This window comes from Curtobacterium sp. PhB190 (assembly GCF_004365385.1).
GTDB lineage: Bacteria > Actinomycetota > Actinomycetes > Actinomycetales > Microbacteriaceae > Curtobacterium.
Window position 1 is genome coordinate 237714 of record NZ_SODN01000005.1, and the last position, 23424, is coordinate 261137.

Sequence of the window (23424 nt, forward strand, 5' to 3'; positions counted from 1 at the left end):
GGGCCGAGTCCGGGTTTCCCCGGGTGGTCCTAGGACTTCTTGACGGCGTGACCGCCGAACTGGTTGCGGAGCGCCGCGACGGCCTTCATCGTCGGGGACGCGCTGCCCTGACGCGAGACGAAGCGCGCGAAGATCGACGCCGACAGCGCCGGCATCGGAACGGCGAGCTCGATGCCCTCTTCCAGCGTCCAGCGGCCCTCGCCCGAGTCCTCGACGTAGCCCTCGAGCTCGTCGAGCTTCGGGTCTTCGTTCAGGGCCAGGACCATGAGGTCGAGCAGCCAGGAACGGACGACCGTCCCGCGCTGCCACCCGGCGAACACGGCGGGGACGTCGGTGATCAGGTCCTTGGCCTCGAGGAGCTCGTAGCCCTCGCCGTAGGCCTGCATGATCGCGTACTCGATGCCGTTGTGGACCATCTTGGCGTAGTGCCCCGCGCCGATCGGACCGGCGTGCGAGAAGCCCTCTTCGCGCGGCCCCTCGGGGCGCAGTGCGTCGAAGACCGGCATGGCGAACTCGACGTCCTTGACGTCACCGCCGACCATGAGGCCGTAGCCGTTGTCCTTGCCCCACACGCCGCCGGAGACACCGGCATCCATGTAGCGGATGCCGCGCGCGCGGAGCTGCTCGGCGTGCGTGGTGTCGTCGAGCCACTTCGAGTTGCCACCGTCGATGACGAGGTCGCCCTCGTTCAGGACACCGGCGAGCTCGGTGATGACGTCGTCGGTGATCTTGCCGTGCGGCACCATCACCCAGACGAGTCGCTGACCCTCGGGCAGGGCGCCCGCCAGGTCTGCGAGGCTCGCGACGTCGGAGACGGCGGGGTTCGCGTCGTAACCGGTGACCTCGATCCCTGCGTTGCGGAGACGGGCACGCATGTTGTTGCCCATGCGACCAAGGCCGACAAGACCGATGTGCATGATTTCCTCTTCTGTTTCGTCGTCGCGCTGAGGCCGCAGCTGGTGCGTCAGCGCAGTGTTCCTGTTGCGCCTATCGCAGCAGCAGGTTGGGCTGCAGCAGGTACCGGTATCCATCGGTCGCGGCAGCCTCTTGCGAAGTCTGGCCGGTGATCAGCACCGGGCCCGGCTTGTTGGGGTTCTCCGTCTTGGTGAAGGAGATGCGGACGAACTCGGAGTGCACCGCGTTCAGTCCGTCGAGGAGGAAGGCGGGCTTCAGCGAGACCACCGTTTCCTCTCCGGTCAGCAACGCACTGATCGACTCTGACGCCTGCGCTTGTTCGGATCCGATCGCCTCGAGCGTGAGCCCGTCGACCGTGAAGGAGAACCGGAGCGCTGCTTCGCGCTCCAGGACGAGTGAGACCCGTCGGACGGCTTCGACCAGCTCAGCGGTGTTGATCACCGCGTGGTCGTTGACGTTCTCGGGGAAGAGCCGGCGGACCGGCGGGTAGTTGCCCTTGATCAGCAGCGAGGTGACGGTCTTGTCGTCGGCGTGGAACGCGATGAGCTCACGGTCGGAGTTGCCGCTGATCGAGACCGAGACGGTGGACGCCGACCCGAAGGTGCGACCGACCTCCTGCAGCGTGCGCGCGGGGACGAGGGCGTGCAGCGGGTCCGAGCCGACGCGGCCGGAGTCCCACGCGATGGTCCGGACGGCCACGCGGTACCGGTCCGTGGCGATGAGCGACAGGTCGTTGTCACCGACCTCGAGCTGGACACCAGTGATGACGGGGGTGACGTCGTCGCGGCTCGCGGCGACGGCAACCTGCGACACGGCCTCGGAGAAGGCATCGCCGGGGATGACACCGGTCTGCGGACCGATCTCGGGCAGCGTCGGGTACTCCTCGACCGGCATGGACAGCAGCGTGAAGTGCGCCGATCCGCAGGAGACCGAGATCTTGGAGTCCTCGGTCGTGAAGGTCACCGGGGCGTTCGGCAGTCGGCTCGCGATGTCGTTCAGCAGGCGACCGCTGACCAGGACCGTGCCCGGGTCGTCGATCTGCGCCGAGATGGACGTCTGCGCCGAGACCTCGTAGTCGAACGACGAGAGCGTCAGACGATCGCCGTCGGCGTGGATCAGGACGCCCGACAGGATCGGGAGGGTCGTGCGCTGTGGGAGGAGTTTCACCGCGAAGGAGACGGCTTCGGAGAAGACGTCCCGGTTGACCTCGAACTTCACAGCTGGAACCCCTGTCGATCGGCTTGGACTGTCCGGCCGCCCCATTCTGGCACAGGCGGACGTGGGCCGGATTTCTTGTCATCCCGCCGTCCACAAGGTTGTCCCGCGGAGATGGATCGTTAACCAGGAGTAATGGTGTTAACGCCTGTGCACACTGTGGATAACCCTGTGCATGCCGCTCGGCCGTAGGGAACTACACCGTTGTGACTTGTGGGCGAGCTGTGGGCGACGTCGGGATGAATGAATCTCATCTATCCACTTCCATCCCCAGTTTCCACAGGAGGCCCCCTCGCTGTGAACAACCGGGCGGCGTGTCCTCCACAGTTATCCACAGGCTATCCACACTGTGAGAACTCCGGCCCATGGAACCGTCTCAGATGGTGGATACGCCCGGAGACGTACCGATCTCAGCGGTAGCGGCGGTCCTGTTTGATGCGGCTCGTGAGCTCGGTGACCTGGTTGTAGATCGACCGCCGCTCCTTCATGAGCTCGGTGATCTTCTTGTTCGCGTACATGACCGTGGTGTGGTCGCGGTTGCCGAACAGCTGCCCGATCTTCGGGAGCGACAGGCTCGTGAGCTCGCGGCACAGGTACATCGCGATCTGTCGCGCGGTGGCGATCGCCTGCGAGCGGGACGAGCCGTACAGGTCGTCGACGGAGAGCTTGAAGTACTCGGCGGTGTGGTTGATGATGTCCGTCGGCGCGACGACGTTGTCCTCGTCGAGGGTGATCAGGTCCTTGAGGACGGTCTGCACCAGGGCCATGTCGACGGCCGTCCGGTTCAGGCTCGCGAACGCCGTGACGCGGATGAGCGTCCCCTCGAGCTCCCGGATGTTGCTCGACACCTTCGAGGCCATGAACTCGAGGATGTCGTCCGGCACCTGCAGGTGGTCGGACTGCGCCTTCTTGCGGAGGATCGCGATGCGCGTCTCGAGCTCGGGCGCCTGGACGTCCGTGATCAGACCCCACTCGAAGCGCGACCGCATGCGGTCCTCGAAGCCGGTGAGGTGCTTCGGTGCGACGTCGGACGTGATGACGACCTGCTTGTTGTGGTCGTGCAGCGTGTTGAACGTGTGGAAGAACGCCTCCTGCGTGGAGTCCTTCCCCTGCAGGAACTGGATGTCGTCGATCAGCAGGATGTCGATGTCGCGGTAGCGCTGCTGGAACTGGTTCGAGCGGTTGTTCGCGATCGAGTTGATGAAGTCGTTGGTGAACTCCTCGCTCGACACGTACCGGACGCGGATCCCCGGGTAGAGGCTCTCGGCGTAGTGCCCGATGGCGTGGAGCAGGTGGGTCTTGCCCAGCCCGGAGTCGCCGTAGATGAAGAGCGGGTTGTAGGCCTTCGCCGGAGCCTCGGCCACCGCGACCGCTGCGGCGTGGGCGAAGCGGTTCGACGAGCCGATGACGAAGTTGTCGAAGTTGTACTTCGGGTTCAGCCGCGACTCCGGCCGGCCGCTCGTGCCCGGGGAGTCGATCTGGCTCGGCACGAAGGGTGCCTCGATGTACTGACGGGGTGCAGCGCTCTGCTCCACCGCTTCCTGCACGGGCTCGGCGTACTCCGGCACGTTCGGGTCGACGCGCGGCTCGGACGCCATGTCCGGGTTCACCGTGATGGCGAAGTTCGCGACCGAGTCGTCACCGATGCGGGCGACGGCCTCGGTGATCGGGATGCGGATCCGCTGCTCGAGCATGCCGCGGGTCAGGTCGTTGGGGACCTCGAGGTACAGGGTGCCGGCGAGGACGCCCTTCGGTTCGACCAGGTTGAGGAACCCGTGGAGCTGCGGCGTGATGCGGGGGTCTTCGCTGAGGATTCCGAGTACGGATGACCAGAGGTCCTCGACGGGGTCGGCCGGCATCGTCATGTCGCGCTCGTCTCCAGGTGTGTGTCGTGCGTTCGGTGCCGGACCGGGGTGCGTCCTGCTGGGTCGGACGTGCCGGAGTGCCGCGGGGTGTGGCGCTCAGCGGACCGTGTCGTGCGCCGGCGGTTCGTCGGGGTCTCGGGGGCTTCGTCGACGCCTCGTACCGCGCGTGTTCCCACAGGGTTGTCCACAGTGTTGTCCACGACCGCCCGGATCCGTCGGACAGGAGTACTTCCCTGTCGTACCGGGGCGCGGGGCCGATCGATGACCCCACTGTAAAGGACCGGGCCGGGTGGCACCGAACGGAAGTTGTCCCCAATGTGGAGAATGGACCGCAGCGGTGTCCTCGACGCCTCCGGCACCGAGGCCGGCCCGATCGGCGTTTGACCTGCTCGCTGCTGTCACGTACCGTTAACCAGTTGACTGCGGCCGATTGGTCGCGCCCATCTGCGTCGTTCGACACCGAGCGATGACACATACATACGTGACGGCTCGCCGCGAGCAGCCGTGTGGAGAGATCATGAGCAAGCGCACCTTCCAGCCGAACAACCGTCGCCGCGCCAAGAAGCACGGCTTCCGCCTCCGCATGCGGACGCGTGCCGGCCGCGCCATCCTGTCGGCGCGTCGCGCCAAGGGCCGCACCGAGCTCTCGGCCTGATCAGGCTCACCGCCTGATCCGGTCCTCGGTCTGACCCCGGCATCGCAGTGTTGGCCAGCGCCAACCGCATCGTCCGCGGGGACGACTACCGGAACGTCGTGCGTCGTGGTCGCAAGAGCGCCACGGCGCACGTCGTCGTGTCCGTGGTCCGTCGCTCGACGGACCCTGCCGGACCGTCGCGGTTCGGGTTCATCGTCGCGAAGACGGTGGGCAACGCCGTGACCCGGAACCTGATCAGGCGGCGGCTCAAGGCGATCGCGCACGGCATCCTCGCCGACTCCCCCGTGGGGTACGACGTGGTGGTGCGCGCACTGCCAGCCGCATCGCAGGCCGGATGGCCTACCCTGCTCGAAGACGTCGTGCGCTCCTTCGCGCGCGGGGTGGAGAAGGCAGCATGAACCGCACCCTGTGGACCCGGCTGGCCTGGGTCGCCGCGTTGCTCCCACGCAACGCGTGCGTCGTCGTGCTCCGCGCCTACCGTGCAGTGATCTCCCCGTTGTACGGCAACGTCTGCCGGTACCACCCGTCGTGCTCCCGGTACGCCCTCGAAGCGATCCAGCAGTACGGCGTCGTCCGCGGATCCGCGATGGGCGCCTGGCGCATCGCTCGCTGCAACCCCTGGGCTGCAGGCGGGATCGACGACGTCACGGAACGTCGTCGCCCGTTCGTCGTCAACCGGTTCGGGTTCGTCCTCGCGCCGATCCCGCAGCAGCCGCACCCCGCGGTCGGAACGGCCCGGCCGGTCCTGCTCCCCCAGCGCACTCGAAAGGCGTAGCCGTCCCCATGGACATCATCGGTACGATCCTCTGGCCGCTCAAATGGGTGGTCTCCGCCATCCTCGTCGGCTTCCACTGGATCTTCGAGAGCATCGGCATGGACCCGGGCGCGGGTATCACCTGGGTCCTCTCCATCATCTTCCTGACCTTCGTGGTCCGCGCCGCGCTGATCCCGATCTTCGTGCGGCAGATCAAGTCGCAGCGCCGCATGCTCGAGGTCGCGCCGCAGCTGAAGAAGATCCAGGACAAGTACAAGGGCAAGAAGGACCAGTTCTCGCGTGAGGCCATGAGCCGCGAGACCATGGCCCTGTACAAGGAGACGGGCACCAACCCGCTGAGCTCCTGCCTGCCGCTGCTGCTGCAGATGCCGATCTTCTTCTCGCTGTACTCGGTGCTGCACGAAGCCCAGATCAACAAGACGGGCATCGGCCTGCTGACGAACGACCTCGCGGCGTCGTTCGGCAACGCGGCCCTGTTCGGTGCTCCCCTGCACGAGACGTTCACCAACGCCTCCGGGTGGGAAGTCCGTGCGATCGCCGGCTTCATGATCGTCGTCATGACCGCGTCGCAGTTCATCACGCAGCTGCAGCTCGTCGCCAAGAACATGTCGCCGGAGACCAAGGCGTCGCCGATGTACCGCCAGCAGAAGATGATGCTGTACATCCTCCCGCTGGTCTTCGTGATCTCGGGTCTGAGCTTCCCCCTCGGCGTCATGTTCTACTGGCTCGCCTCGAACGTCTGGACGATGGCGCAGCAGTACTTCGTCATCCGCAGCATGCCGACGCCCGGTTCCGAGGCGGCCCTGGCACGTGAGGCGCGTCTGGCCAAGAAGGCCCAGCGTCGCGGGATCGCCAACCCGGTCCTCGCCGAGGCTGGTGCCGGTGCTGGCGCCGCCGAGATCGAGGCCGTGCGCGTCACCACCCAGCGTTCGCAGCCGGTCGGCAAGCAGCGCTCGAAGAAGAACGGGAAGAAGTAAGTGACCGAGCAGGACACCGCCGCAGCCGTCGACACCACCGAGGTCCCGGACGAGGACGCCCGTGACGAGGCTGACATCGCTGCGGACTACATCGAGGAACTCCTCGACATCTGCGACCTCGACGGGGACATCGAGATCGAGGAGCGCGCCGGTCGCGTGTACCTGTCGGTCACCGATGACGGAGAGGCGCTCCGCGTCCTCTCCAAGCCGGACACCGTGACCGCGCTGCAGGAACTCACCCGCATCGCCGTCCAGGCCGAGACGGGCGAGTTCAGCCGGCTCATCCTCGACGTGGGCGGCTCCCGTGACGCTCGTGCCGACGAGCTGCAGCGACTGGTCGACACCGCCGTCGAGCGCATCGAAGCCGGATCGTCGTCCGCAGCACTCCCCCCGATGTCGTCGTACGAGCGCAAGCTGGTCCACGACCTCGTCGCTGAGAAGGGCTTCCACTCGGAGTCCGAGGGTGAGGGTCGGGACCGCCACACGGTCGTCACCCGATGACGGACGAGTCGGTGTCCTCGGCCACCGCTCCCACAGCTCCGGACGCTGCTCCGGTGCTCGAGGCCGAGCCTGCGGCTGCGTCCGCGCTCTTCGGCGACCGGATCGAGACGGCTCGGTCGTTCACGAACGAGTTGGCTCGTCGCGGTGAGGAGCTGGGCCTGATCGGCCCGCTCGAACTGCCTCGACTCTGGACACGACACATCCTCAACTCAGCCTTGCTGGCGCCCCTCCTGGAGGCCCGTGGTCGGGTTGCCGACGTCGGCTCGGGTGCGGGATTGCCCGGTCTCGTGCTCGCGATCGCCCGTCCGGACGTGCACTTCACGCTCATCGAGCCGATGGAGCGTCGAGTGGACTGGCTCACCAACGAGGCGAGCCGGCTCGGGCTGTCCAACGTGACGGTGGTCCGCGGCCGCGCCGAGGACGTCTCCGACGACATCGTCGTCGACCAGGTCACGGCCCGCGCGGTCAGTGCGTTGTCGAAGCTCATCCCGATGACGGTTCCACTCGTCCGCTCGGGCGGGCAGCTCATCCTCATGAAGGGTGCGCGCGTCGACGACGAGATCGAGAAGGCACGCAAGGTCATCCTGCGCCAGCACCTGTCGGACGTCGAGGTCCTCGAGCTCGGGGACGGTGTGGTCGCAGAGACCACGCGGGTCTTCCGGGCTACAGTTGACTGACCCTGCGGCTCGGATCGGGACAACTGATCGCGTGCTGCTCCACGTTTCACGTGAAACATCGAACCGGGGAAGAGGCACTCGTTGAGCTCATCGACCGATTACGACGCGTCGACTCCGCTTGCTCGCGAGATCGCCGACCTGAACCGCCGGCGACGTGCGATCGCGACGCAGCAGTTCCCGTTGCCCCCGAAGACGCGGATCATCACCGTGTCGAACCAGAAGGGCGGCGTCGGGAAGACCACGACGACCGTCAACTTGGCCGCCGGCCTCGCCCACGGTGGCGCACGGGTGCTCGTGATCGACCTCGACCCGCAGGGCAACGCGTCGACGGCCCTGGGCGTCGACCACCAGGCTGAAGTCGCGAGCATCTACGACGTCATCGTCGATGAGGCCGCGATGGCCGACACCGTGCAGCGGTCCCCCGAGTCCGACACCCTCTGGTGCGTCCCGGCGACGATCCACCTCGCGGGTGCTGAGATCGAGCTCGTCTCCTTGGTCGCTCGAGAGCAGCGGCTGCGCACGGCGCTCGATCTGTACCTCCAGTCGCTGGACGAGCCGTACCACTACGTCTTCATCGACTGCCCGCCGTCGCTCGGTCTCCTCACCATCAATGCGTTCGTGGCGGCCCAGGAAGTCCTGATCCCGATCCAGTGCGAGTACTACGCGCTCGAGGGACTCAGCCAGCTGTTGCGCAACATCGAGCTCATCGAGCGGCACCTCAACCCGAACCTCAGGGTCTCGACGATCCTGCTCACCATGTACGACGGTCGGACCAACCTGGCGAACCAGGTGGCGAACGACGTCCGCGAGCACTTCGGTGGTCAAGTGTTGAAGGCGATGATCCCCCGGTCCGTCCGGGTGAGTGAAGCGCCGAGTTACGGACAGAGCGTCGTCGCGTACGACGTGAACTCCACCGGGTCGCTCTCCTACTTGGAAGCGGCCGCCGAGATCGCAGCACGAGGAGCGTAAGACTGATGGCACCCAAGCGAACCGGACTCGGCCGCGGCATCGGCGCGCTCATCCCGACGGCGACGGACCAGCAGGACCGCCCGGTCGACGTGTTCTTCCCGACTGGTGGGTCGCCGGCGTCGGCACCCACCGCGGACGAGCTCGTCGCTGTTCCGGGAGCCCGACTCGCGAACCTCAACCCGCTGGACGTGATCCCGAACGGGCAGCAGCCGCGCAAGGAGTTCCGCGAAGAGGAGTTGCAGGAGCTCGTCCACTCCATCCGTGAGATCGGGGTGCTGCAGCCCATCGTGGTCCGTCCGATCCCCGGGGCTGCGGGGACGGAGCCGCAGTACGAGCTGATCATGGGTGAGCGGCGCCTCCGCGCCACCAAGGAACTCGGGCTCACGACCATCCCGGCGATCGTCAAGGAGACGCCGGACGACGCGATGCTCCGGGATGCCCTGCTCGAGAACCTGCACCGGGCGCAGCTCAACCCGCTCGAAGAGGCTTCGGCGTACCAGCAGCTCCTGGCGGACTTCGGGATCACGCAGGAACAGCTCGGCCAGCGCATCGGTCGCTCGCGTCCGCAGATCACCAACACCATCCGTCTGCTGCGGCTCCCCTCCCCCGTGCAGCGTCGAGTGGCTGCCGGCGTGCTGTCGGCCGGTCACGCCCGCGCGATCCTTGCTGCCCCGGACGCGGAGGCGATGGAGTACCTCGCCGAGAAGATCGTCAACGAGGACCTGTCGGTGCGCGCTGCCGAAGCGATCGCGCAGCAGTTGGCGACGAAGACCCCTCCGAAGACGACGCCGCAGCCCTCCAAGAACCAGGCGCACTTCAACGACCTTGCTGAGCGCATCGGTGACCGGCTGAACACACGGGTCAAGATCGCCGTCGGTGCCCGGAAGAGCTCCGTGACGATCGACTTCGCGAACGGCGACGACCTCAATCGCATTCTGTCGGAGCTGGGGATCAGCGAAGTCTCGTCCTGACGGCTTGTCAATGGCGCTGTGCGCCCCGTAGCGGGCCTCGCATGCCCGGCGCGGGTGCCTGGAGCAGCGACGGGTCGTTCGGCCCGACACGGGGCGCGTAGCCGTTCCGCTGGTTCGAGTTCACGAGCAGCGAACGGGAAGCCCGTACGTTTCACGTGGAACACTGCCAGGCTCGCATCATGAGATCCCGCAATCCCGAGCCGCTCTGGCGTGATGTCGTCGGTCAAGAACTCCGCGCTCGTCGCCGCGTCCGCGGGGACACCCTGCAAGATGTCGCCCGTCGCGCAGGGGTGTCGCCGCAGTACTTGTCGGAGATGGAACGGGGGCGGAAGGAGCCTTCGAGCGAGATGTTGGCAGCAGTGGCCGGCGCGCTCGAGAGCTCCTTGCTGGACTTGACGGCGGCGGCAGCAGAACAGCTCCGCGAGCGAGCACGTTCCGCAGGTACTGGTGGCGAACAGCTGCGGAGTAGTTTCCTCCTCGCAGCCTGAGGCGTCCGGGAGCGCCGTCGGTCAGCGTCGAGTGATCACGTGGTCCACGAGCCCGTACTGCTGGGCCTGACGGGCCGTGAAGACCCGATCGTGGTCCGTGTCGGCTCGGAGTTGGTCGACACTCTGGCCGCTGTGCTCGGTGAGCAGGTGCTCGATCTCGGCCCGGATCCGGACGACCTCGTCGGCCTGCAAGATGAGCTCGGGAATGGCCCCCTGCCCTTGCGCCGCGGGTTGGTGGAGCACGACCCGAGCATGCGGCAGGGCCGACCGCTTTCCTTCGGCGCCCGCGGCGAGCAGCACGGCTCCGACACCGATTGCCTGCCCAACGCAGGTGGTCGCGACGGCGGGGCGGATGAACCGCATGGTGTCGTAGACAGCGAGCATGGCACTCGGATCGCCGCCGTCGCAGTTGACGTAGAGCTGCACGTCCGAGTCCGGGTTGTCCGACTCGAGGAAGAGGAGTTGCGCGATGAGGGCATTGGCGACGCCAGCATCGATCGCGGTCCCGATGTAGATGATCCGCTCGGTGAGCAGGTGCGAGTAGACGTCCAAGACCCGGTCGCCGCGAGCGTCCCGCGCGATGACGTTCGGGATCGTGTACGCGCTCATCGGTCTCCCTCCCCTGCGGCAGGCCCGCCGAAGCCTGTCACCGTGGAACGCGGCTGCTGGGGCCGGATCACCGAGAAGTCGTCGACGATCAGGTCGACGAACCCGTAGTCGAGGGCCTCCTCCGCGGAGTACCAGTGGTCGTGCAGCGAGTCCTCGAAGATGCGGTCGACCGTCTGCCCGGTGTCCGCTGCGATGAGTCCGAGCACGGTGTCGCGGGTGTCACGGAGGTGGTCCGCCTGTAGCGCCACGTCCACCGCACTCCCCCCGATCCCTGCGGATCCCTGGTGCATCAGGATCCGGCTGTGCGGCAGCGCTCGTCGCTTGCCAGGGGTACCCGAGGACAGCAGGAACTGCCCCGCGCTGCAAGCGATCCCGAACGCGAGCGTGCTGACGTCGTTGGGGATCACCCGCATGAGGTCCCGGAGTGCGAGCATCGCTGGAACCGATCCTCCGGGCGAATGGATCCAGAGCGCGATGTCGTTCCAGGGGTCCGCCGTCGCGAGCTGTACCAACTGCGTCATCAAGACGGTGCCGTTGTCGTCGTCGAGGGCACCGTCGAGTACGAGCACGCGTTGGTCGAAGAGGGCACGCCGGTACTCGGTCGTGAAGGCTGCGGGGGGTGGTGAATCAGTCATGCGTCCACCGTGCGCCCGCAGATGACCCGAGGCACCCGTTGCTGCTCAGAGCGGATCAGCTCTCAGCAGCAAACCACGAGTGCGACGTTCCACGTGGAACATCGACTCTCACCCACTCCGATGTTCCACGTGGAACGTCGAGCTGAGGATCAGGCGTGGTGGTCGCGGATCGCCTGCTCGGCGAGCTCGGCGTACGTCCACCCGAGATCGAACCCCGATGCGGAGAGTGCCTGCGGCAGCAGGGATGTCTCGGTCAGACCCGGGAGTACGTTGGCTTCGAGGAACCACGGCGTTCCGGCGCCGTCGATGATGAGGTCCACACGGGACAGGTGGCGGAGGCCGAGGGCTGTGTGCGCCGCGACGGCGGCATCGGCTGCAGCGGTCGCGAACTCGTCAGACAGTCGGGCGGGGGTGTAGAACGTCGTCTCCCCCGCGTTGTACCGCGCCTCGAAGCCGTAGATGCCGTTCCGCGGGACGATCTCCACCGCGGAGAGCGCCACCGGGTCGTCGCCCGTGTCGATGATGCCGACTGCGACCTCGGTGCCGCGGATGAGCTGCTCGACCACGACGTCGTCGCAGTACGTGTAGGCCGTGACCATGGCACGCGGGAGGTCGTTGACGTCGTCGACGAGGGTCACTCCCTGCGCGCTGCCGCCGCGTGCCGGCTTCACGGCGAGCGGAACCGGGTGCTCCCCCGCGATGGCCTCGAGGACCCCGACGGCGCCGAGCTCGCGGAACACGTCGTGGGACAGCGTGACGGAGCGAGGGGTGCGGACGCCTGCCCGCGCGACCAGCGCTGACGCCGTGGGCTTGTCCCATGCCAACCGGGCCGACGTGGAACGTGAGCCGACGAACGGGATGTCCACCGCCTCCAGGATGCCCCGCAGGGCCCCGTCTTCACCGGAGGCGCCGTGCAGAGCCGGCCACACGACATCCGGGCGGGACTCGGCGAGAGCCGGCAGCAGCAGCGCGTCGGCGTCGCGGAGATCGACCTGCCAGCCGTACCCGGTCAGCGAGTCGGCGACCCGCCGACCGGAGCGCAGGGAGACGTCACGCTCGTGCGAGATCCCTCCGGCGACGACGACGACGTGACGACGAGTGAGCTCAGCCATGGGGGTCCTCCGGTGTGGAACGACGGTGCTGGTGGGCCACGCACCGCGGAAAAGCGCTGATCAGGAGATGTTCGGCGGCGGAGCGCTGACCGAGGACGTCTCGCGGACGACGCTGTTCGGCCGAGTCGTCGGACCGAACGTCTCGATCAGCTCGAGTTCGTCGTTGACGACGTTGGCGAGCCGCTTCACGCCGACGCGGATCTGCTCGGGGGTCGGGTAGCAGAACGACAGACGGATGTGCCCGCCGCCACGACCGTCGGCGTAGAAGGCCGTCCCCGGCGTGTAGGCGACGAGCTCCTTCACGGCGCGCGGAAGCATGCCCTTCGAGTCGAGGGACTCGGGGAGCGTCAGCCAGACGAAGAAGCCACCGTTCGGCTTCGTCCAGGACAGGTCCGGCAGGAACTCCCCCAGAGCGGACAGCATGGCGTCACGGCGCGCTGCGTAGATGCCCCGGAAGGTGTCGACCTGACCCTTCCAGTCCGCGGCGTCCAGGTAGGCGTTCACGACGTACTGACCGAAGGAGTTCGGGGCGAGGACGGCGGACTCGTTGGCGAGCACGAGCTTCTCGCGGATGGCGTGCGGTGCGAGCGCCCAGCCGACGCGGAAACCGGGTGCGAGGGTCTTGGAGAAGGACCCCAGGTACACGACGCCCTCTTCGTCGATGGAACGGATCGCCTGCGGTGCCGGCTCGTCGAACCAGAGGAGTCCGTAGGGGTTGTCCTCGAGCACCAGGATGTTGTTCGACCGGCAGATGTCGAGCACCTCGATGCGGCGCTCCCGGCTCATGGTGACGCCGGCCGGGTTGTGGAAGTTCGGGATCGTGTAGAGGAACTTGATCCGCTTGCCCTGCGTCCGGAGGTTCGCGATCGCCTCGCGCAGTGCCTCGGGCACCAGCCCGAGCTCGTCGGTCGTCACGTGGACGGTCTCGGCCTGGTACGACCGGAACACACCGATCGCACCGACGTAGGACGGGGACTCGGCGAGGACGACGTCGCCCGGATCGATGAACAGCCGCGTGACGAGGTCGAGCGCGTGCTGCGAGCCCGTCGTCACGACGACGTCCTCGGCACTGGCACGGATGCCCTCGAGGCTCATGACGTCCACGATGTGCTCGCGGAGGGACCGCAGACCCTGTCCGCCGCCGTACTGCAGTGCCATGGCTGCGTGCTCGTTCATCACGCGGTCCAGGGAGCCCGTGACGAGCTCCCTCGGCAGCGCGGAGACGAACGGCATGCCGCCGGCCAGCGAGACCACCTCGGGGCGCGAGGCGACGGCGAACAGGGCTCGGACCTCGGAGGCGCTCAGCCCGGCGGTGCGCTGGGCGTAGGAGTCGTACCAGGGGTCGAGGCTGTTGCCGTTCGTCATACCGTGCTCCGATCAGTGAGACATTCCCGCCACACTACGACATCGACCCCGGAAACCCGGGCTCCGCGGCGGGGGCCGATCCGCAACGGGTGACATGCGAACGCCCCGCCGGCGCCTGCTGAGCAGGACGAGGACGGGGCGTTCGGTGGAGCTGGTGCGACCTACGCGAGGAACTCGGCGAGGTCGGCCTCGAGCGCGGGCTTCGGCTTGGCGCCGATGACGGTCTTGACGACCTCGCCGCCCTTGAAGACCTTCATCGCCGGGATCGACGTGATCTGGTAGTTCATGGCCGACTGGGGGTTGTCGTCCACGTTGAGCTTCACGATCTCGATCTTGCCGGCGTGCTCTTCGGCGATCTGGTCGAGGATCGGCGAGACGGCGCGACACGGGCCGCACCACTCGGCCCAGAAGTCGACGAGGATCGTCTTGTCGGACTTGAGGACCTCGTCCGAGAAGGTGGCGTCGGTGACAGCCTTTGCGTTGGACATGGGTGTCCTTTCGTGAGAAGTCGGTACTGGATGTGGAACCGCGGACGCTCCCCCGGCATTCCGGGGGCCGTAAGGGTCAGGCGGAGATGGTGACCGGCTCGACCGGGGTCTCGCCCGCAGCAGCGTCGGTCAGCGAGTCCTCGAGGTCGGCGAGGTACTTCTCGGCGTCGAGCGCAGCGACGGCACCGGACCCAGCAGCCGTGATGGCCTGGCGGTAGGTGTGGTCGAGCACGTCGCCCGCGACGAAGACCCCGGGGACGCCGACGGCCTTGGACGTGCGGCCCTCGACGGCGATGGTGCCCTCGGGAGCGAGCTCGAGCTGACCGTGCACGAGGTGCACGCGGGGGTCGTTGCCGATCGCGATGAACAGACCGTCGAGGGCGAGTTCGCTCTCGGTGCCGTCCACGGTGTCCTTGAGCGTCACGCCGGTCACGGCGGAGTCACCCTGGATGCCGATGACCTCCTTGTTCCACGCGAACTCGATCTTCGGGTCGTTGTGGGCGCGGTCCTGCATGATCTTCGACGCGCGGAGGGTGTCCTTGCGGTGGATCACGGTGACCTTGTCGGCGAAGCGCGTGAGGAACGTCGCCTCTTCCATCGCGGAGTCGCCACCGCCGACCACGGCGATGTTCTTCTGGCGGAAGAAGAAGCCGTCGCAGGTCGCGCACCACGAGACACCGTGGCCCGAGAGGCGCTCTTCGTCGGCGATGCCGAGGTGGCGGTACGCCGAACCGGTCGCGTAGATGACCGCGAGGGCTTCGTACGTCTCGCCGGAGCCGACGGTGACCTTCTTCACGTCGCCGGTGAGGTCGACGGAGACGGCGTCGTCGTACAGGACCTCAGCGCCGAACTTCTCGGCCTGTTCCTGCATCTTGATCATGAGGTCGGGGCCCTGGATCCCCTCGGGGAAGCCCGGGAAGTTCTCGACCTCGGTCGTCTTGGTGAGTTCCCCGCCCGTCTCGACGCTGGACGCGACGATGAGCGGCTTGAGCTCTGCGCGCGCGGCGTAGATGCCGGCGGTGAACCCGGCCGGACCGGAACCGATGATGATGAGCTGGCGCATGCCTGACTGCCCTTCCGTTGCGTGCTGACCGGGTCAACACATGGTACCGGCGCGGCATTCCGCGACGTCCGGGAAGCGTGCGGTCAGCGACCGAGCTTGCTCTTCACCGTGCCGACGGCGTTCTTGATCTCGCCGTTCTTGGCGACGACGAGCGCCCCGAAGTACACGAGGACCATGACGGCGCCGGTCAGGACGATGGTGATGAGTGCCCCGGTGCGGTCCGACATCGCGAACCCGGCCGCGGAGAACGCCCCGAAGAAGTTCACGACCAGCAGGCCGACCACCCCGGCGATCAGCGCGGCGATGACGAACTGCACGTGCGAGCGGGTCACGACCGGTCCTTCGATGCTGCCGAGCTTGCGACGCACCAGGACGAGCGCGACGATCGTCTGCGCGGTGCCGGCGAGCGTCGTGCACGCGGCCACACCGATGCCGATCACGGAGGTCGGGAACGTCGACACCGCGAGGGCACCGATGACGAACAGGACGGACTGGATGCACTGCATCAGGAACGGGGTCCGGTGGTCGTGCATGGCCCAGAACACGCGCTGGATGATGAACAACATGCTGAACAGCACCAGGCCCGGCATGTAGGCGACCAGGACGGCACCGACCTGCAGGGCGCTCTCGAACGTGCCCTCGTAGAGCCGGCCGAACGGCACCGCGACGACGACCAGCGCCACGGACGCGAAGACCGTGAAGAGTCCGACGATGCGCAGGGACAGCGACAGGTTCCGTCGGACTGATGCCAGGTCGCCGCGTGCAGCATCGTGGCTCATCCGGGTGAAGTACGCCGTCGCGATGGAGACCGTGATGATCGAGTGCGGCAGCATGAAGATGAGCCACGCGTTGCCGAGTACCGCGTTGCCGGGTCCGTCGCCCTGACCCTTCCACGCGACCGCGGACTGCACGATGCCGGCGACCTGGGTCACCAGGATCATCGCGAAGAGCCAGCCGGCAGCGGTTCCCGTCGACTTCAGGCCGACGCCGCGCCACCGGAAGTCCGGCCGGAAGGACAGCCCTGCTCGCCGCCAGAACAGCGGGAGGAACGCCGCCTGGGCGAACACACCGAACGAGGCGCTGCCGGCGAGGAGCGCGATCTTCGCCGGCGTCCAATCGTCGAGGGCGCTGCCGCTCGTGCCGTACAGGGCGATGAACACCACGAGCCCGGCGATCGCGATGACGTTGTTGAGCAGCGGTGCCCAGGTGAACGGACCGAACACCTGCTTGGCGTTGAGGACCTCACCGAGCAGCGAGTACATCGCGTAGAACAGGATCTGCGGCAGGCACCAGAACGCGAAGGCGATGGCGAGGTCGGTCGCAGCGGGACTCCGGGTGTCCGAGGACGTCGTGTACAGGCGGACCAGGAGCGGCGCCAGTGCCGTCGCGACGATCGTGATGACGATGAAGACCGACCCGCCGAGCGTCACGATCTTGTTGACGTACGCCTGTCCGCCGTCCGTGCCGTTCTTCATGGCGCGGACGATCTGCGGGATGAGCACGGCCGACAGCAGGCCACCCGCGATGAGCGCGTAGATGTTGTTCGGCAGCTGGTTCGCGACGGCGAACGCGTTCGCCGAGGGGCTCTTGTTCTGCCCGATGGCGTACGCGAGCACGAAGGTCTTCGCGAAGCCGAGGATCCGGCTCACCATCGTCCCCGCCGCGAGCATCGCACTCGCACGCCCCAGGCTTCGCTCCGCGACCGGTTCCGCGTCGACGTCGGGCTGGGGCTGGGTGGCGCTGATGGTCGGCTCCTCGGGGTCGCGGGCGTCCGCGACGCGGCTGGTACGGGCGTCGGACGGGAGGCCCGGCTCGGCCCCGGCACGGGCGATCGCGTCCTGCAGGCGGTCGCCACCAGGAGCCGCGACAGCGGCCGTTCCGGAGCCGGCCACGGCGAACGCGGTGGGCGCCTCGGCGCGGTGATCCGGGCCTCCCGGTCCGGCGACCGATCCCGCGGACGGAGCAGCCGCGCCGGGCGCACCCGGCTGCACGGCGAGCGGGCGGTTGGGGTCGTCGTCGTCCTCGTCGTCGAGTTCGCCGTTGCGACGACGGATGCGCTTCCGGATGCTGCGGAAGATCCCGAAGCCGAAGATCGCGATCAGGGCGACCGCTGCGGCGGCGGTGATGACCGTCTCCCACTGCGCCTGGACGTTGAGTTCGACGGTGGCCGGCTGCGCGATGGCGACGCCGGTCGGGCTCGACAGGGACATCGTCAGCTCGACCTTGCCGTTCGCGACGGACTGCACGGGGACGGTCGCTCGGGTCGAGGAGTCCGGTTGGATCTCGACGACGATGTCGTTGCGGACGATCCGGAGGGCGGAGTTCGACGGCTGGACGGCCAGGTGCACCGTCACCGGGTAGTCCGAGCTGTTGCGGATGGACACCGGCAGCGAGGACCGGTCGCCGAGCAGGGTCAGGCTGCTCGAGTCGACGATCCCGACCTCGGTGGTCTGCTTCGCCCAGGCCGCTGTGCGGACGTCGACCGCGGCCTGGAGCCCGTCGTCGTCCCCGCGCCACGCGTTCGAGGCGATGGCGAGCAGCCGGAGGCGTGCGGGAGCCGTCAGTTCAGCGGGGGTGTCGAGGATGGTGGCGAACGCGGAGAGCCCCTGTTCGCCCTGCACGAGGCGCTTGAGTTGTGCGATGCGGTCGGCCCCGGTGGACGCACTGTTGAGCGTGAGCGACCCCGCCGTGGCGTCCGACGCCGTGGAGAGGTCGGCCGGTGCCACCCAGGCGGTGCTCTCGAGGGCGTCGAGGGTCTGGCTGAGGCGTGTGGAGTCCGAGGGCCAGTCGCGACCGAGGGTCAGCAAGATCGGCCCCGTGGCGGTGCCGTCGCGCGCCGAGGTGGCGAGCGTCGCCGTGAGCTCGGACATCGCCGACGACCAGCTCTGGCGGTCCGGTGCGGTCGCGGCGTCGCGCAGCAGGGACGACATCGACTGGTCCGACACGAGGACGTGGTCGTCGCCGATCTTCTCCGACGCCGAGACCGTGGCGTTCGCGCCGGCGGAGGTGTTCCCGCTCGACACGATGGTGGTGTCCTTGTCGGCCCGCTGCAGTGCCGTGAGGTCGGCCGCGGTCACGGTGCCGTCCGCCGGCCACGCGATGGAGTCCATCGAGTACGGGAAGTCCAGCAGCTGCTCGGTCGTCGGCAGCGTCTCCGCGGTCTCGCCCGAGCCGGCGTCGGTGGTGGCGTCGTCGCTCGGGGACGCGGTGCTGCTCGGGGTCGTCGTCTGCCCGGGCGTCGCGGTCGGGGTCGGTGCGGGGGTCTCGGCGCCGGGGAAGTTCTCGGTCTTCACGGACTGGTCGAGCGAGATCGGGGCGAGGATGCCGTCCGACCCGGCTTGGCGCAGCCCGGTGACGTCGGCGTCGGCGTAGGACAACGCGAAGGTCTCGTTGCGCAGGGACTCGAGGCGCTGGAGCCACGCGGTCGCCGCGGACGGCGCGTTCTCGCCGAGGATCCGGATCGAGGCGATGATGCGGGGGTCGACCGCGACGGCGACGTTGTGGTCCTCGGCGGCGTCGAGCTGCTGGGTGAGGGTGCCGTCCACCGAGGTCGCGGCGGCGAGGACGGCCGCGCTGAGGATGCCGTCCGTGGACTTCGGGACCGTCACCGGCATCGCGACGGAGACGCTGACCGGCACCTGCTCGAAGTCCGGGTACCAGGTGATCGCGGAGCGGGCGACGGCGAAGGTCTCACCGGCCGTGTACTCCGCCGCGATGCGCCGCGCACCGAACGAGGAGTACCCGCCGAGTGCCACGTTGCCCGAGACGATCTCGACCGAGTCGATGGTGACCGATCGGTGCGCCGGGACCTCCGGGATGTCCACGGAGTCCATCGGGGCGCCGAGGTAACCGGTCGTGGTGGTGTCGGCGAGCCAGTCGGCGAGGACGTCCCGCGTGCTCACGGAGCGGAAGATGTCGAACTCCGCGGTGCCGGCGGGCAGCGCGGCGTCGGTGTCGTTCGTGACGGTCACCGAGAGGGTGAGGTCCTGGTCGCGCTGGACGATCCCACGGTGCGCGGGGGCGACCGAGATCGTGGCCTTGCCCGCATCGGCAGCAGCCGGATCGGCGAGGTGGGTCTTGGCCGACGACACCGTCGCAGCATCGGCGTGCGGGGCGCTGACGGGCGCGACGACCAGGCCGAGCGCGACGAGGGTCGACGCGGCTGCGGCGAGCGTGGTGCGGAGGATGTGCATACGGAAGCGGGCCACGGGGTCGGTTCGGGCCGAGCACGAGTGTATGAGGCGTGACCATGAACAGGTCCCGTGCGCGCGGGGTTGTGGAGAACTCGGGGCCTCGATCTGGGAGGATGAGCACCGTCATGCAGTCCGTTGCCCAGGCCGTCGAACGACTCGACGCACTCGCCACCACCGAGCCCGTCGACCTCCTCGCTCGGGCCTTCGCCGACGCCGGACACGAGCTGGCCCTGGTCGGTGGACCCGTGCGGGACGCCTTCCTCGGTCGCCCCGTCACCGACCTCGACTTCACGACGAGCGCCCGTCCGGACGAGATCCTGGCGATCGTGGAGCCGATCGCGAGCACCACGTGGGACGTCGGGCGGCAGTTCGGCACGATCGCCGCTCTGGTCCGCGGCGAACAGGTCGAGATCACCACCTACCGCAGCGACGTGTACGACGGCGAGACCCGCAAGCCCGAGGTCGCGTTCGGCGACACCATCGAGGACGACCTGCTCCGCCGCGACTTCACCGTCAACGCGATGGCGCTCCGGCTGCCGGCGCGCGAGCTCGTCGACGTCCACGGCGGCGTCGAGGACCTGCTGGCCGCACGACTCCGCACCCCGCAGGCCGCCGTGGTGTCGTTCCGCGACGACCCGCTCCGGATGATGCGGGCAGCGCGGTTCACGTCGCAGCTCGGGTTCACCGTCGACGACGACGTCCGTGCCGCCATGCAGGACCTGGTCGACTCCATCGACATCGTGTCCGCCGAGCGGGTACGCGACGAACTCGTCAAGCTGCTCGGCACGGGCGACCCCGTGCGCGGCATCCGCCTGCTCGTGGACACCGGGCTGGCGCAGCGGTTCCTGCCCGAGCTGCCCGAGATGCAGCTCGAGATCGACGAGCACCACCACCACAAGGACGTCTACGAGCACTCCCTGACCGTGCTCGAACAGGCGATCGGCTACGAGGCCGAGCGGCACGCGGGCGACCCCCCGGACACCGTGCTGCGGCTCGCGGCGCTGCTGCACGACATCGGCAAGCCCGCCACCCGCAAGCTCGAGCCGGGCGGCGCCGTCAGCTTCCACCACCACGACCTGGTCGGCTCGAAGCTCGCGAAGAAGCGGCTCCGGGCCCTGCGCTTCGACAACGACACGATCGCCGCGGTGTCCCGCCTGATCGAGCTGCACCTGCGGTTCTTCGGGTACACCGACGGTGCCTGGACCGACTCGGCCGTCCGGCGCTACGTCCGCGACGCCGGCCCGCAGCTCGAACGGCTGCACGAGCTCACCCGCTCGGACGTCACCACGCGGAACCGTCGCAAGGCCGATCGCCTGGCGTTCGCGTACGACGACCTCGAGGAGCGGATCCGCGTCCTGGCCGACCAAGAGGAACTGGACTCGATCCGGCCCGACCTGACCGGCGACGACATCATGCGGATCCTCGACATCCCGCCGGGGCGTGCCGTGGGCGAGGCCTACCGCTTCCTGCTCGAGGCGCGGATGGACGACGGGCCGCTCGGTGCCGACGCTGCCGAGGCGCGCCTGCGCGACTGGTGGGCCGCTCGGGACGCGACCGCCTGACGGACGCGACGGTTCTCCACAGACCGGTGGCGCGCCTCCAGGCCGTCGGGTAGTCTGTGCAGGTTGCCCGGCGCGTGTCTGCGTGCCGTGGCACATGCATCAACCCTCCTGCCCCGGGAACTGCCCGGGGCCGCTGAGACCAGAGGAGGTGGGTTCCGCATGCACCAGTACGAACTGATGGCGATCCTCGACCCCGAGATCGATGAGCGCACCGTCGCTCCCAGCCTGGACAAGTTCCTCGCTGTCATCCGCAACGACGGTGGCACCGTCGACAACGTGGACGTCTGGGGCCGTCGCCGGCTCGCTTACGAGATCGCCAAGAAGTCCGAGGGCATCTACGCCGTCGTCGACTTCACGTCCTCGCCCGAGGCCGCCAAGGAGCTCGACCGTCAGCTCGGTCTCTCCGAGGCCGTGCTCCGCACGAAGGTCCTCCGCGCCGAAGAGGGCATCGCGCAGGTCGCCGCCCAGAAGCAGCGCGACGAGGCACGCGCAGCCCGCAAGGCTGCCAACGCCTCCGCAACCGCGACCGCGAGCGCCGAGTAACCCGTGGCCGGCGAAACCGTCATCACGGTGGTGGGCAACCTCACCGCGGACCCCGAGCTGCGCTACACGCAGAACGGGCTCGCAGTGGCGAACTTCACCATCGCCTCCACACCTCGCACGTTCGACCGTCAGGCGAACGAGTGGAAGGACGGCGACGCGCTGTTCCTCCGCGCGAGTGTGTGGCGGGAGTTCGCCGAGCACGTGGCGGGGTCGCTGACGAAGGGCTCTCGCGTCATCGCGCAGGGTCGTCTGCGTCAGCGTTCCTACCAGGACCGTGAGGGTCAGCAGCGCACGAGCATCGAGCTCGAGGTCGACGAGATCGGCCCGTCGCTCCGGTACGCGACCGCACAGATCACCCGCGCAGCGGGTGGCGGCGGCGGTCGTGGCCAGGTCGGCGGCGGTCAGCAGGGCGGCGGCAACGGCGGCTGGAACAACAACGGTGGCGGCAACGCCGCCGCTGGTGGCCAGTCGGACGAGCCGTGGTCCCCGCAGGGTGGCCAGCAGGGCGGCGGCAACGCACAGTCGAACGACGTGTGGAGCACCCCCGGCGGCAACTTCGACGACGAGACCCCGTTCTGATCCTCCGCGTTCCGACGGACACACAACTTTTCTTCTAAGGACAAATCACTATGGCTGGAAAGAGCACCGGCGACCGCCGGAAGCCTCGCGGCAAGGGCGGCAAGAACGCCGCTCCCGCGAAGTCGATCAAGGTCGGCGTCATCGACTACAAGGACGTTGCGACCCTTCGCAAGTTCATCTCGGAGCGTGGAAAGATCCGCGCCCGTCGCATCACCGGCGTCTCCGTCCAGGAGCAGCGCCTCATCGCCCGTGCCGTGAAGAACGCCCGTGAGATGGCGCTCCTCCCCTACGCCGGCTCCGGCCGCTGATCGGAGGTCGACACATGTCGAAGCTCATCCTCACCCACGAGGTCTCCGGCCTCGGTTCCGCTGGTGACGTCGTCGACGTCAAGAACGGCTACGCCCGCAACTACCTCATCCCCCAGGGCTTCGCTGTCGCGTGGTCCAAGGGCGGCGAGAAGCAGGTCGAGTCGATCCGTGCCGCGCGCACCGCGCGTGAGCTCGCCACCATCGAAGAGGCACAGGACCTCAAGATGAAGCTCGAGAACGCGACCATCTCCCTGGCGGTCAAGGCCGGCAAGGACGGTCGTCTGTTCGGCTCCGTCCGTCCGGGCGACGTCGCTGACGCCGTCCAGGCGCAGGGCGTCGGCTCGCTCGACAAGCGCAAGGTCGAGGTCCCCGCGACCATCAAGACCGTCGGTGACCACGAGGCCACCGTGCGTCTGCGCGAGGACATCACTGCCGTGATCTCGCTCAAGGTCGTCGCTGCCAAGTAGCACTGACGTTCCGTTCCACGACGGGCGGGTCTCCTTCGGGAGGCCCGCCCGTCGTTGCGTTGGCGGGCTCTCCGCGGGGCGCGGGGCGCGGGGCGTGCGGCATGCGGGGTTCACTTGGTGAGCAGAAAAGGTCGGGTCCCGATCCCCCACTCGACATCTTCTGCTCACCAACAACGCACGGTCGTCCAGAACGGCCGGGAGGCCCGGCTCGGCTTGCACGGGCGGGTTCGGCTTGGCTGGCTGGTTACCTCTCAGGCACGGCCCGGCTTGCTGGGAACGGCCCGAGAACACTTCCCACAGGAGGGGTGCTTGTCAAGTCGTTTTACACAGCAGAAACGTGTCAAATCGGAACCTTCAAGGCGTACTTGAAGCCCACTTTTCCACACACCGTGTGAACATGAAAACCCCCGGTCAAGTGGTCGAAAGTGTGTTCCCATGGCCATGTTTCCACAGGCTCGTCCACAGTTCTCCACACAGCATCCCGGCGTGTTC

Annotated in this window: 24 protein-coding genes; 14 read left to right on the top strand and 10 right to left on the bottom strand. The window is 68.0% G+C overall.

Annotated elements, in window-relative coordinates; all coding sequences use genetic code 11:
- Nucleotides 1-29 precede the first annotated feature (29 nt).
- The 3 genes from gnd to dnaA all read right to left on the bottom strand — a co-directional run bounded on the left by gnd (nucleotide 30) and on the right by dnaA (nucleotide 3995).
- On the bottom strand, nucleotides 30-917 hold the full coding sequence (gene gnd, locus EDF47_RS10250) for a phosphogluconate dehydrogenase (NAD(+)-dependent, decarboxylating) (RefSeq protein WP_131877931.1): 888 nt from the start codon (nucleotides 915-917) through the stop codon (nucleotides 30-32).
- A gap of 70 nt (nucleotides 918-987) precedes the next feature.
- Entirely contained in the window at nucleotides 988-2133 is a 1146-nt protein-coding gene (dnaN, locus tag EDF47_RS10255; protein WP_111083683.1) for a DNA polymerase III subunit beta, read from the bottom strand.
- 407 nt (nucleotides 2134-2540) lie between these two features.
- Nucleotides 2541-3995: a chromosomal replication initiator protein DnaA gene (gene dnaA / locus EDF47_RS10260; RefSeq protein ID WP_111083682.1), complete on the bottom strand. Its 1455-nt coding sequence runs from the start codon at nucleotides 3993-3995 to the stop codon at nucleotides 2541-2543.
- 517 nt (nucleotides 3996-4512) lie between these two features.
- Between dnaA and rpmH the strand changes: the two genes are divergently transcribed.
- The 9 genes from rpmH (at nucleotide 4513) to EDF47_RS10305 (ending at nucleotide 10008) form a co-directional block, all read left to right on the top strand.
- Nucleotides 4513-4650, top strand: a complete 138-nt coding sequence (rpmH, locus tag EDF47_RS10265) for a 50S ribosomal protein L34 (RefSeq protein WP_022889115.1) — start codon at nucleotides 4513-4515, stop codon at nucleotides 4648-4650.
- 47 nt (nucleotides 4651-4697) lie between these two features.
- Nucleotides 4698-5048, top strand: a complete 351-nt coding sequence (gene rnpA, locus EDF47_RS10270; RefSeq protein WP_123292940.1) for a ribonuclease P protein component — start codon at nucleotides 4698-4700, stop codon at nucleotides 5046-5048.
- A complete protein-coding gene (gene yidD / locus EDF47_RS10275; protein ID WP_165901008.1) occupies nucleotides 5045-5425 on the top strand; it encodes a membrane protein insertion efficiency factor YidD in 381 nt (126 codons plus the stop codon). Before rnpA ends, yidD begins: the two co-directional genes overlap by 4 nt.
- An 8-nt stretch (nucleotides 5426-5433) precedes the next feature.
- Nucleotides 5434-6402 carry a membrane protein insertase YidC gene (gene yidC, locus EDF47_RS10280; protein ID WP_123292941.1) on the top strand — a complete coding sequence of 323 codons (969 nt, stop codon included), beginning with the start codon at nucleotides 5434-5436 and terminating at the stop codon, nucleotides 6400-6402.
- The gene (locus EDF47_RS10285) at nucleotides 6403-6903 is read left to right on the top strand and encodes a R3H domain-containing nucleic acid-binding protein (protein WP_111083678.1); all 501 of its coding nucleotides are present in this window, start codon (nucleotides 6403-6405) and stop codon (nucleotides 6901-6903) included. It abuts the gene before it with no gap.
- The gene (gene rsmG, locus EDF47_RS10290) at nucleotides 6900-7580 is read left to right on the top strand and encodes a 16S rRNA (guanine(527)-N(7))-methyltransferase RsmG (RefSeq protein WP_131877929.1); all 681 of its coding nucleotides are present in this window, start codon (nucleotides 6900-6902) and stop codon (nucleotides 7578-7580) included. The genes EDF47_RS10285 and rsmG overlap by 4 nt, the downstream gene beginning before the upstream one ends.
- Nucleotides 7581-7661: 81 nt before the next feature.
- Nucleotides 7662-8549, top strand: coding sequence for a ParA family protein (locus EDF47_RS10295; protein ID WP_279586152.1), 888 nt, complete (start codon nucleotides 7662-7664; stop codon nucleotides 8547-8549).
- A 5-nt stretch (nucleotides 8550-8554) separates the two neighbouring features.
- Nucleotides 8555-9520: a ParB/RepB/Spo0J family partition protein gene (locus EDF47_RS10300; RefSeq protein ID WP_132099236.1), complete on the top strand. Its 966-nt coding sequence runs from the start codon at nucleotides 8555-8557 to the stop codon at nucleotides 9518-9520.
- 179 nt (nucleotides 9521-9699) lie between these two features.
- Nucleotides 9700-10008, top strand: a complete 309-nt coding sequence (locus EDF47_RS10305; RefSeq protein ID WP_131877923.1) for a helix-turn-helix transcriptional regulator — start codon at nucleotides 9700-9702, stop codon at nucleotides 10006-10008.
- A 21-nt stretch (nucleotides 10009-10029) separates the two neighbouring features.
- Here the strand turns inward: EDF47_RS10305 and EDF47_RS10310 are convergent, their stop codons facing one another.
- The 7 genes from EDF47_RS10310 to EDF47_RS20170 all read right to left on the bottom strand — a co-directional run bounded on the left by EDF47_RS10310 (nucleotide 10030) and on the right by EDF47_RS20170 (nucleotide 19488).
- On the bottom strand, nucleotides 10030-10617 hold the full coding sequence (locus EDF47_RS10310) for an ATP-dependent Clp protease proteolytic subunit (RefSeq protein ID WP_131877921.1): 588 nt from the start codon (nucleotides 10615-10617) through the stop codon (nucleotides 10030-10032).
- Nucleotides 10614-11252 carry an ATP-dependent Clp protease proteolytic subunit gene (locus tag EDF47_RS10315; RefSeq protein ID WP_131877919.1) on the bottom strand — a complete coding sequence of 213 codons (639 nt, stop codon included), beginning with the start codon at nucleotides 11250-11252 and terminating at the stop codon, nucleotides 10614-10616. The genes EDF47_RS10310 and EDF47_RS10315 overlap by 4 nt, the downstream gene beginning before the upstream one ends.
- Before the next feature lie 149 nt (nucleotides 11253-11401).
- The gene (locus EDF47_RS10320) at nucleotides 11402-12364 is read right to left on the bottom strand and encodes a D-alanine--D-alanine ligase (RefSeq protein WP_133938107.1); all 963 of its coding nucleotides are present in this window, start codon (nucleotides 12362-12364) and stop codon (nucleotides 11402-11404) included.
- Between the two features lie 60 nt (nucleotides 12365-12424).
- On the bottom strand, nucleotides 12425-13729 hold the full coding sequence (locus EDF47_RS10325) for a PLP-dependent aminotransferase family protein (protein ID WP_131877915.1): 1305 nt from the start codon (nucleotides 13727-13729) through the stop codon (nucleotides 12425-12427).
- 161 nt (nucleotides 13730-13890) lie between these two features.
- On the bottom strand, nucleotides 13891-14217 hold the full coding sequence (gene trxA, locus EDF47_RS10330; RefSeq protein WP_017887828.1) for a thioredoxin: 327 nt from the start codon (nucleotides 14215-14217) through the stop codon (nucleotides 13891-13893).
- A 76-nt stretch (nucleotides 14218-14293) separates the two neighbouring features.
- On the bottom strand, nucleotides 14294-15280 hold the full coding sequence (trxB, locus tag EDF47_RS10335) for a thioredoxin-disulfide reductase (protein ID WP_131877913.1): 987 nt from the start codon (nucleotides 15278-15280) through the stop codon (nucleotides 14294-14296).
- 83 nt (nucleotides 15281-15363) lie between these two features.
- Nucleotides 15364-19488, bottom strand: a complete 4125-nt coding sequence (locus EDF47_RS20170) for a DUF6049 family protein (protein WP_243834042.1) — start codon at nucleotides 19486-19488, stop codon at nucleotides 15364-15366.
- Nucleotides 19489-19598: 110 nt separating this feature from the next.
- Here EDF47_RS20170 and EDF47_RS10345 point away from each other — a divergent pair, with 110 nt between their 5' ends.
- The 5 genes from EDF47_RS10345 (at nucleotide 19599) to rplI (ending at nucleotide 22932) form a co-directional block, all read left to right on the top strand.
- The gene (locus EDF47_RS10345; protein WP_133938109.1) at nucleotides 19599-21035 is read left to right on the top strand and encodes a CCA tRNA nucleotidyltransferase; all 1437 of its coding nucleotides are present in this window, start codon (nucleotides 19599-19601) and stop codon (nucleotides 21033-21035) included.
- Between the two features lie 159 nt (nucleotides 21036-21194).
- Nucleotides 21195-21578 (top strand): 30S ribosomal protein S6, encoded by a 384-nt coding sequence (rpsF, locus tag EDF47_RS10350; RefSeq protein WP_111083667.1) that lies wholly within the window; start codon nucleotides 21195-21197, stop codon nucleotides 21576-21578.
- A gap of 3 nt (nucleotides 21579-21581) precedes the next feature.
- Entirely contained in the window at nucleotides 21582-22157 is a 576-nt protein-coding gene (locus EDF47_RS10355) for a single-stranded DNA-binding protein (RefSeq protein ID WP_133938111.1), read from the top strand.
- A 50-nt stretch (nucleotides 22158-22207) separates the two neighbouring features.
- Nucleotides 22208-22465 carry a 30S ribosomal protein S18 gene (gene rpsR, locus EDF47_RS10360; protein WP_017887834.1) on the top strand — a complete coding sequence of 86 codons (258 nt, stop codon included), beginning with the start codon at nucleotides 22208-22210 and terminating at the stop codon, nucleotides 22463-22465.
- Nucleotides 22466-22479: 14 nt separating this feature from the next.
- Nucleotides 22480-22932: a 50S ribosomal protein L9 gene (gene rplI, locus EDF47_RS10365; protein ID WP_111083665.1), complete on the top strand. Its 453-nt coding sequence runs from the start codon at nucleotides 22480-22482 to the stop codon at nucleotides 22930-22932.
- The last annotated feature ends 492 nt before the right edge of the window (nucleotides 22933-23424 follow it).

Bases quoted from the DNA above. Each gene is read 5' to 3' on its own strand.
- gnd (WP_131877931.1), bottom strand. From the start codon at position 917: ATGCACATCGGTCTTGTCGGCCTTGGTCGCATGGGCAACAACATGCGT.
- rpsR (WP_017887834.1), top strand. From the start codon at position 22,208: ATGGCTGGAAAGAGCACCGGCGACCGCCGGAAGCCTCGCGGCAAGGGC.
- dnaA (WP_111083682.1), bottom strand. From the start codon at position 3,995: ATGACGATGCCGGCCGACCCCGTCGAGGACCTCTGGTCATCCGTACTC.
- rpsF (WP_111083667.1), top strand. From the start codon at position 21,195: ATGCACCAGTACGAACTGATGGCGATCCTCGACCCCGAGATCGATGAG.
- EDF47_RS10320 (WP_133938107.1), bottom strand. From the start codon at position 12,364: ATGGCTGAGCTCACTCGTCGTCACGTCGTCGTCGTCGCCGGAGGGATC.
- EDF47_RS10300 (WP_132099236.1), top strand. From the start codon at position 8,555: ATGGCACCCAAGCGAACCGGACTCGGCCGCGGCATCGGCGCGCTCATC.
- yidC (WP_123292941.1), top strand. From the start codon at position 5,434: ATGGACATCATCGGTACGATCCTCTGGCCGCTCAAATGGGTGGTCTCC.
- EDF47_RS10310 (WP_131877921.1), bottom strand. From the start codon at position 10,617: ATGAGCGCGTACACGATCCCGAACGTCATCGCGCGGGACGCTCGCGGC.
- yidD (WP_165901008.1), top strand. From the start codon at position 5,045: ATGAACCGCACCCTGTGGACCCGGCTGGCCTGGGTCGCCGCGTTGCTC.
- EDF47_RS10325 (WP_131877915.1), bottom strand. From the start codon at position 13,729: ATGACGAACGGCAACAGCCTCGACCCCTGGTACGACTCCTACGCCCAG.
- rpmH (WP_022889115.1), top strand. From the start codon at position 4,513: ATGAGCAAGCGCACCTTCCAGCCGAACAACCGTCGCCGCGCCAAGAAG.
- EDF47_RS10315 (WP_131877919.1), bottom strand. From the start codon at position 11,252: ATGACTGATTCACCACCCCCCGCAGCCTTCACGACCGAGTACCGGCGT.
- rsmG (WP_131877929.1), top strand. From the start codon at position 6,900: ATGACGGACGAGTCGGTGTCCTCGGCCACCGCTCCCACAGCTCCGGAC.
- rplI (WP_111083665.1), top strand. From the start codon at position 22,480: ATGTCGAAGCTCATCCTCACCCACGAGGTCTCCGGCCTCGGTTCCGCT.
- trxA (WP_017887828.1), bottom strand. From the start codon at position 14,217: ATGTCCAACGCAAAGGCTGTCACCGACGCCACCTTCTCGGACGAGGTC.
- trxB (WP_131877913.1), bottom strand. From the start codon at position 15,280: ATGCGCCAGCTCATCATCATCGGTTCCGGTCCGGCCGGGTTCACCGCC.
- EDF47_RS10305 (WP_131877923.1), top strand. From the start codon at position 9,700: ATGAGATCCCGCAATCCCGAGCCGCTCTGGCGTGATGTCGTCGGTCAA.
- EDF47_RS10345 (WP_133938109.1), top strand. From the start codon at position 19,599: ATGCAGTCCGTTGCCCAGGCCGTCGAACGACTCGACGCACTCGCCACC.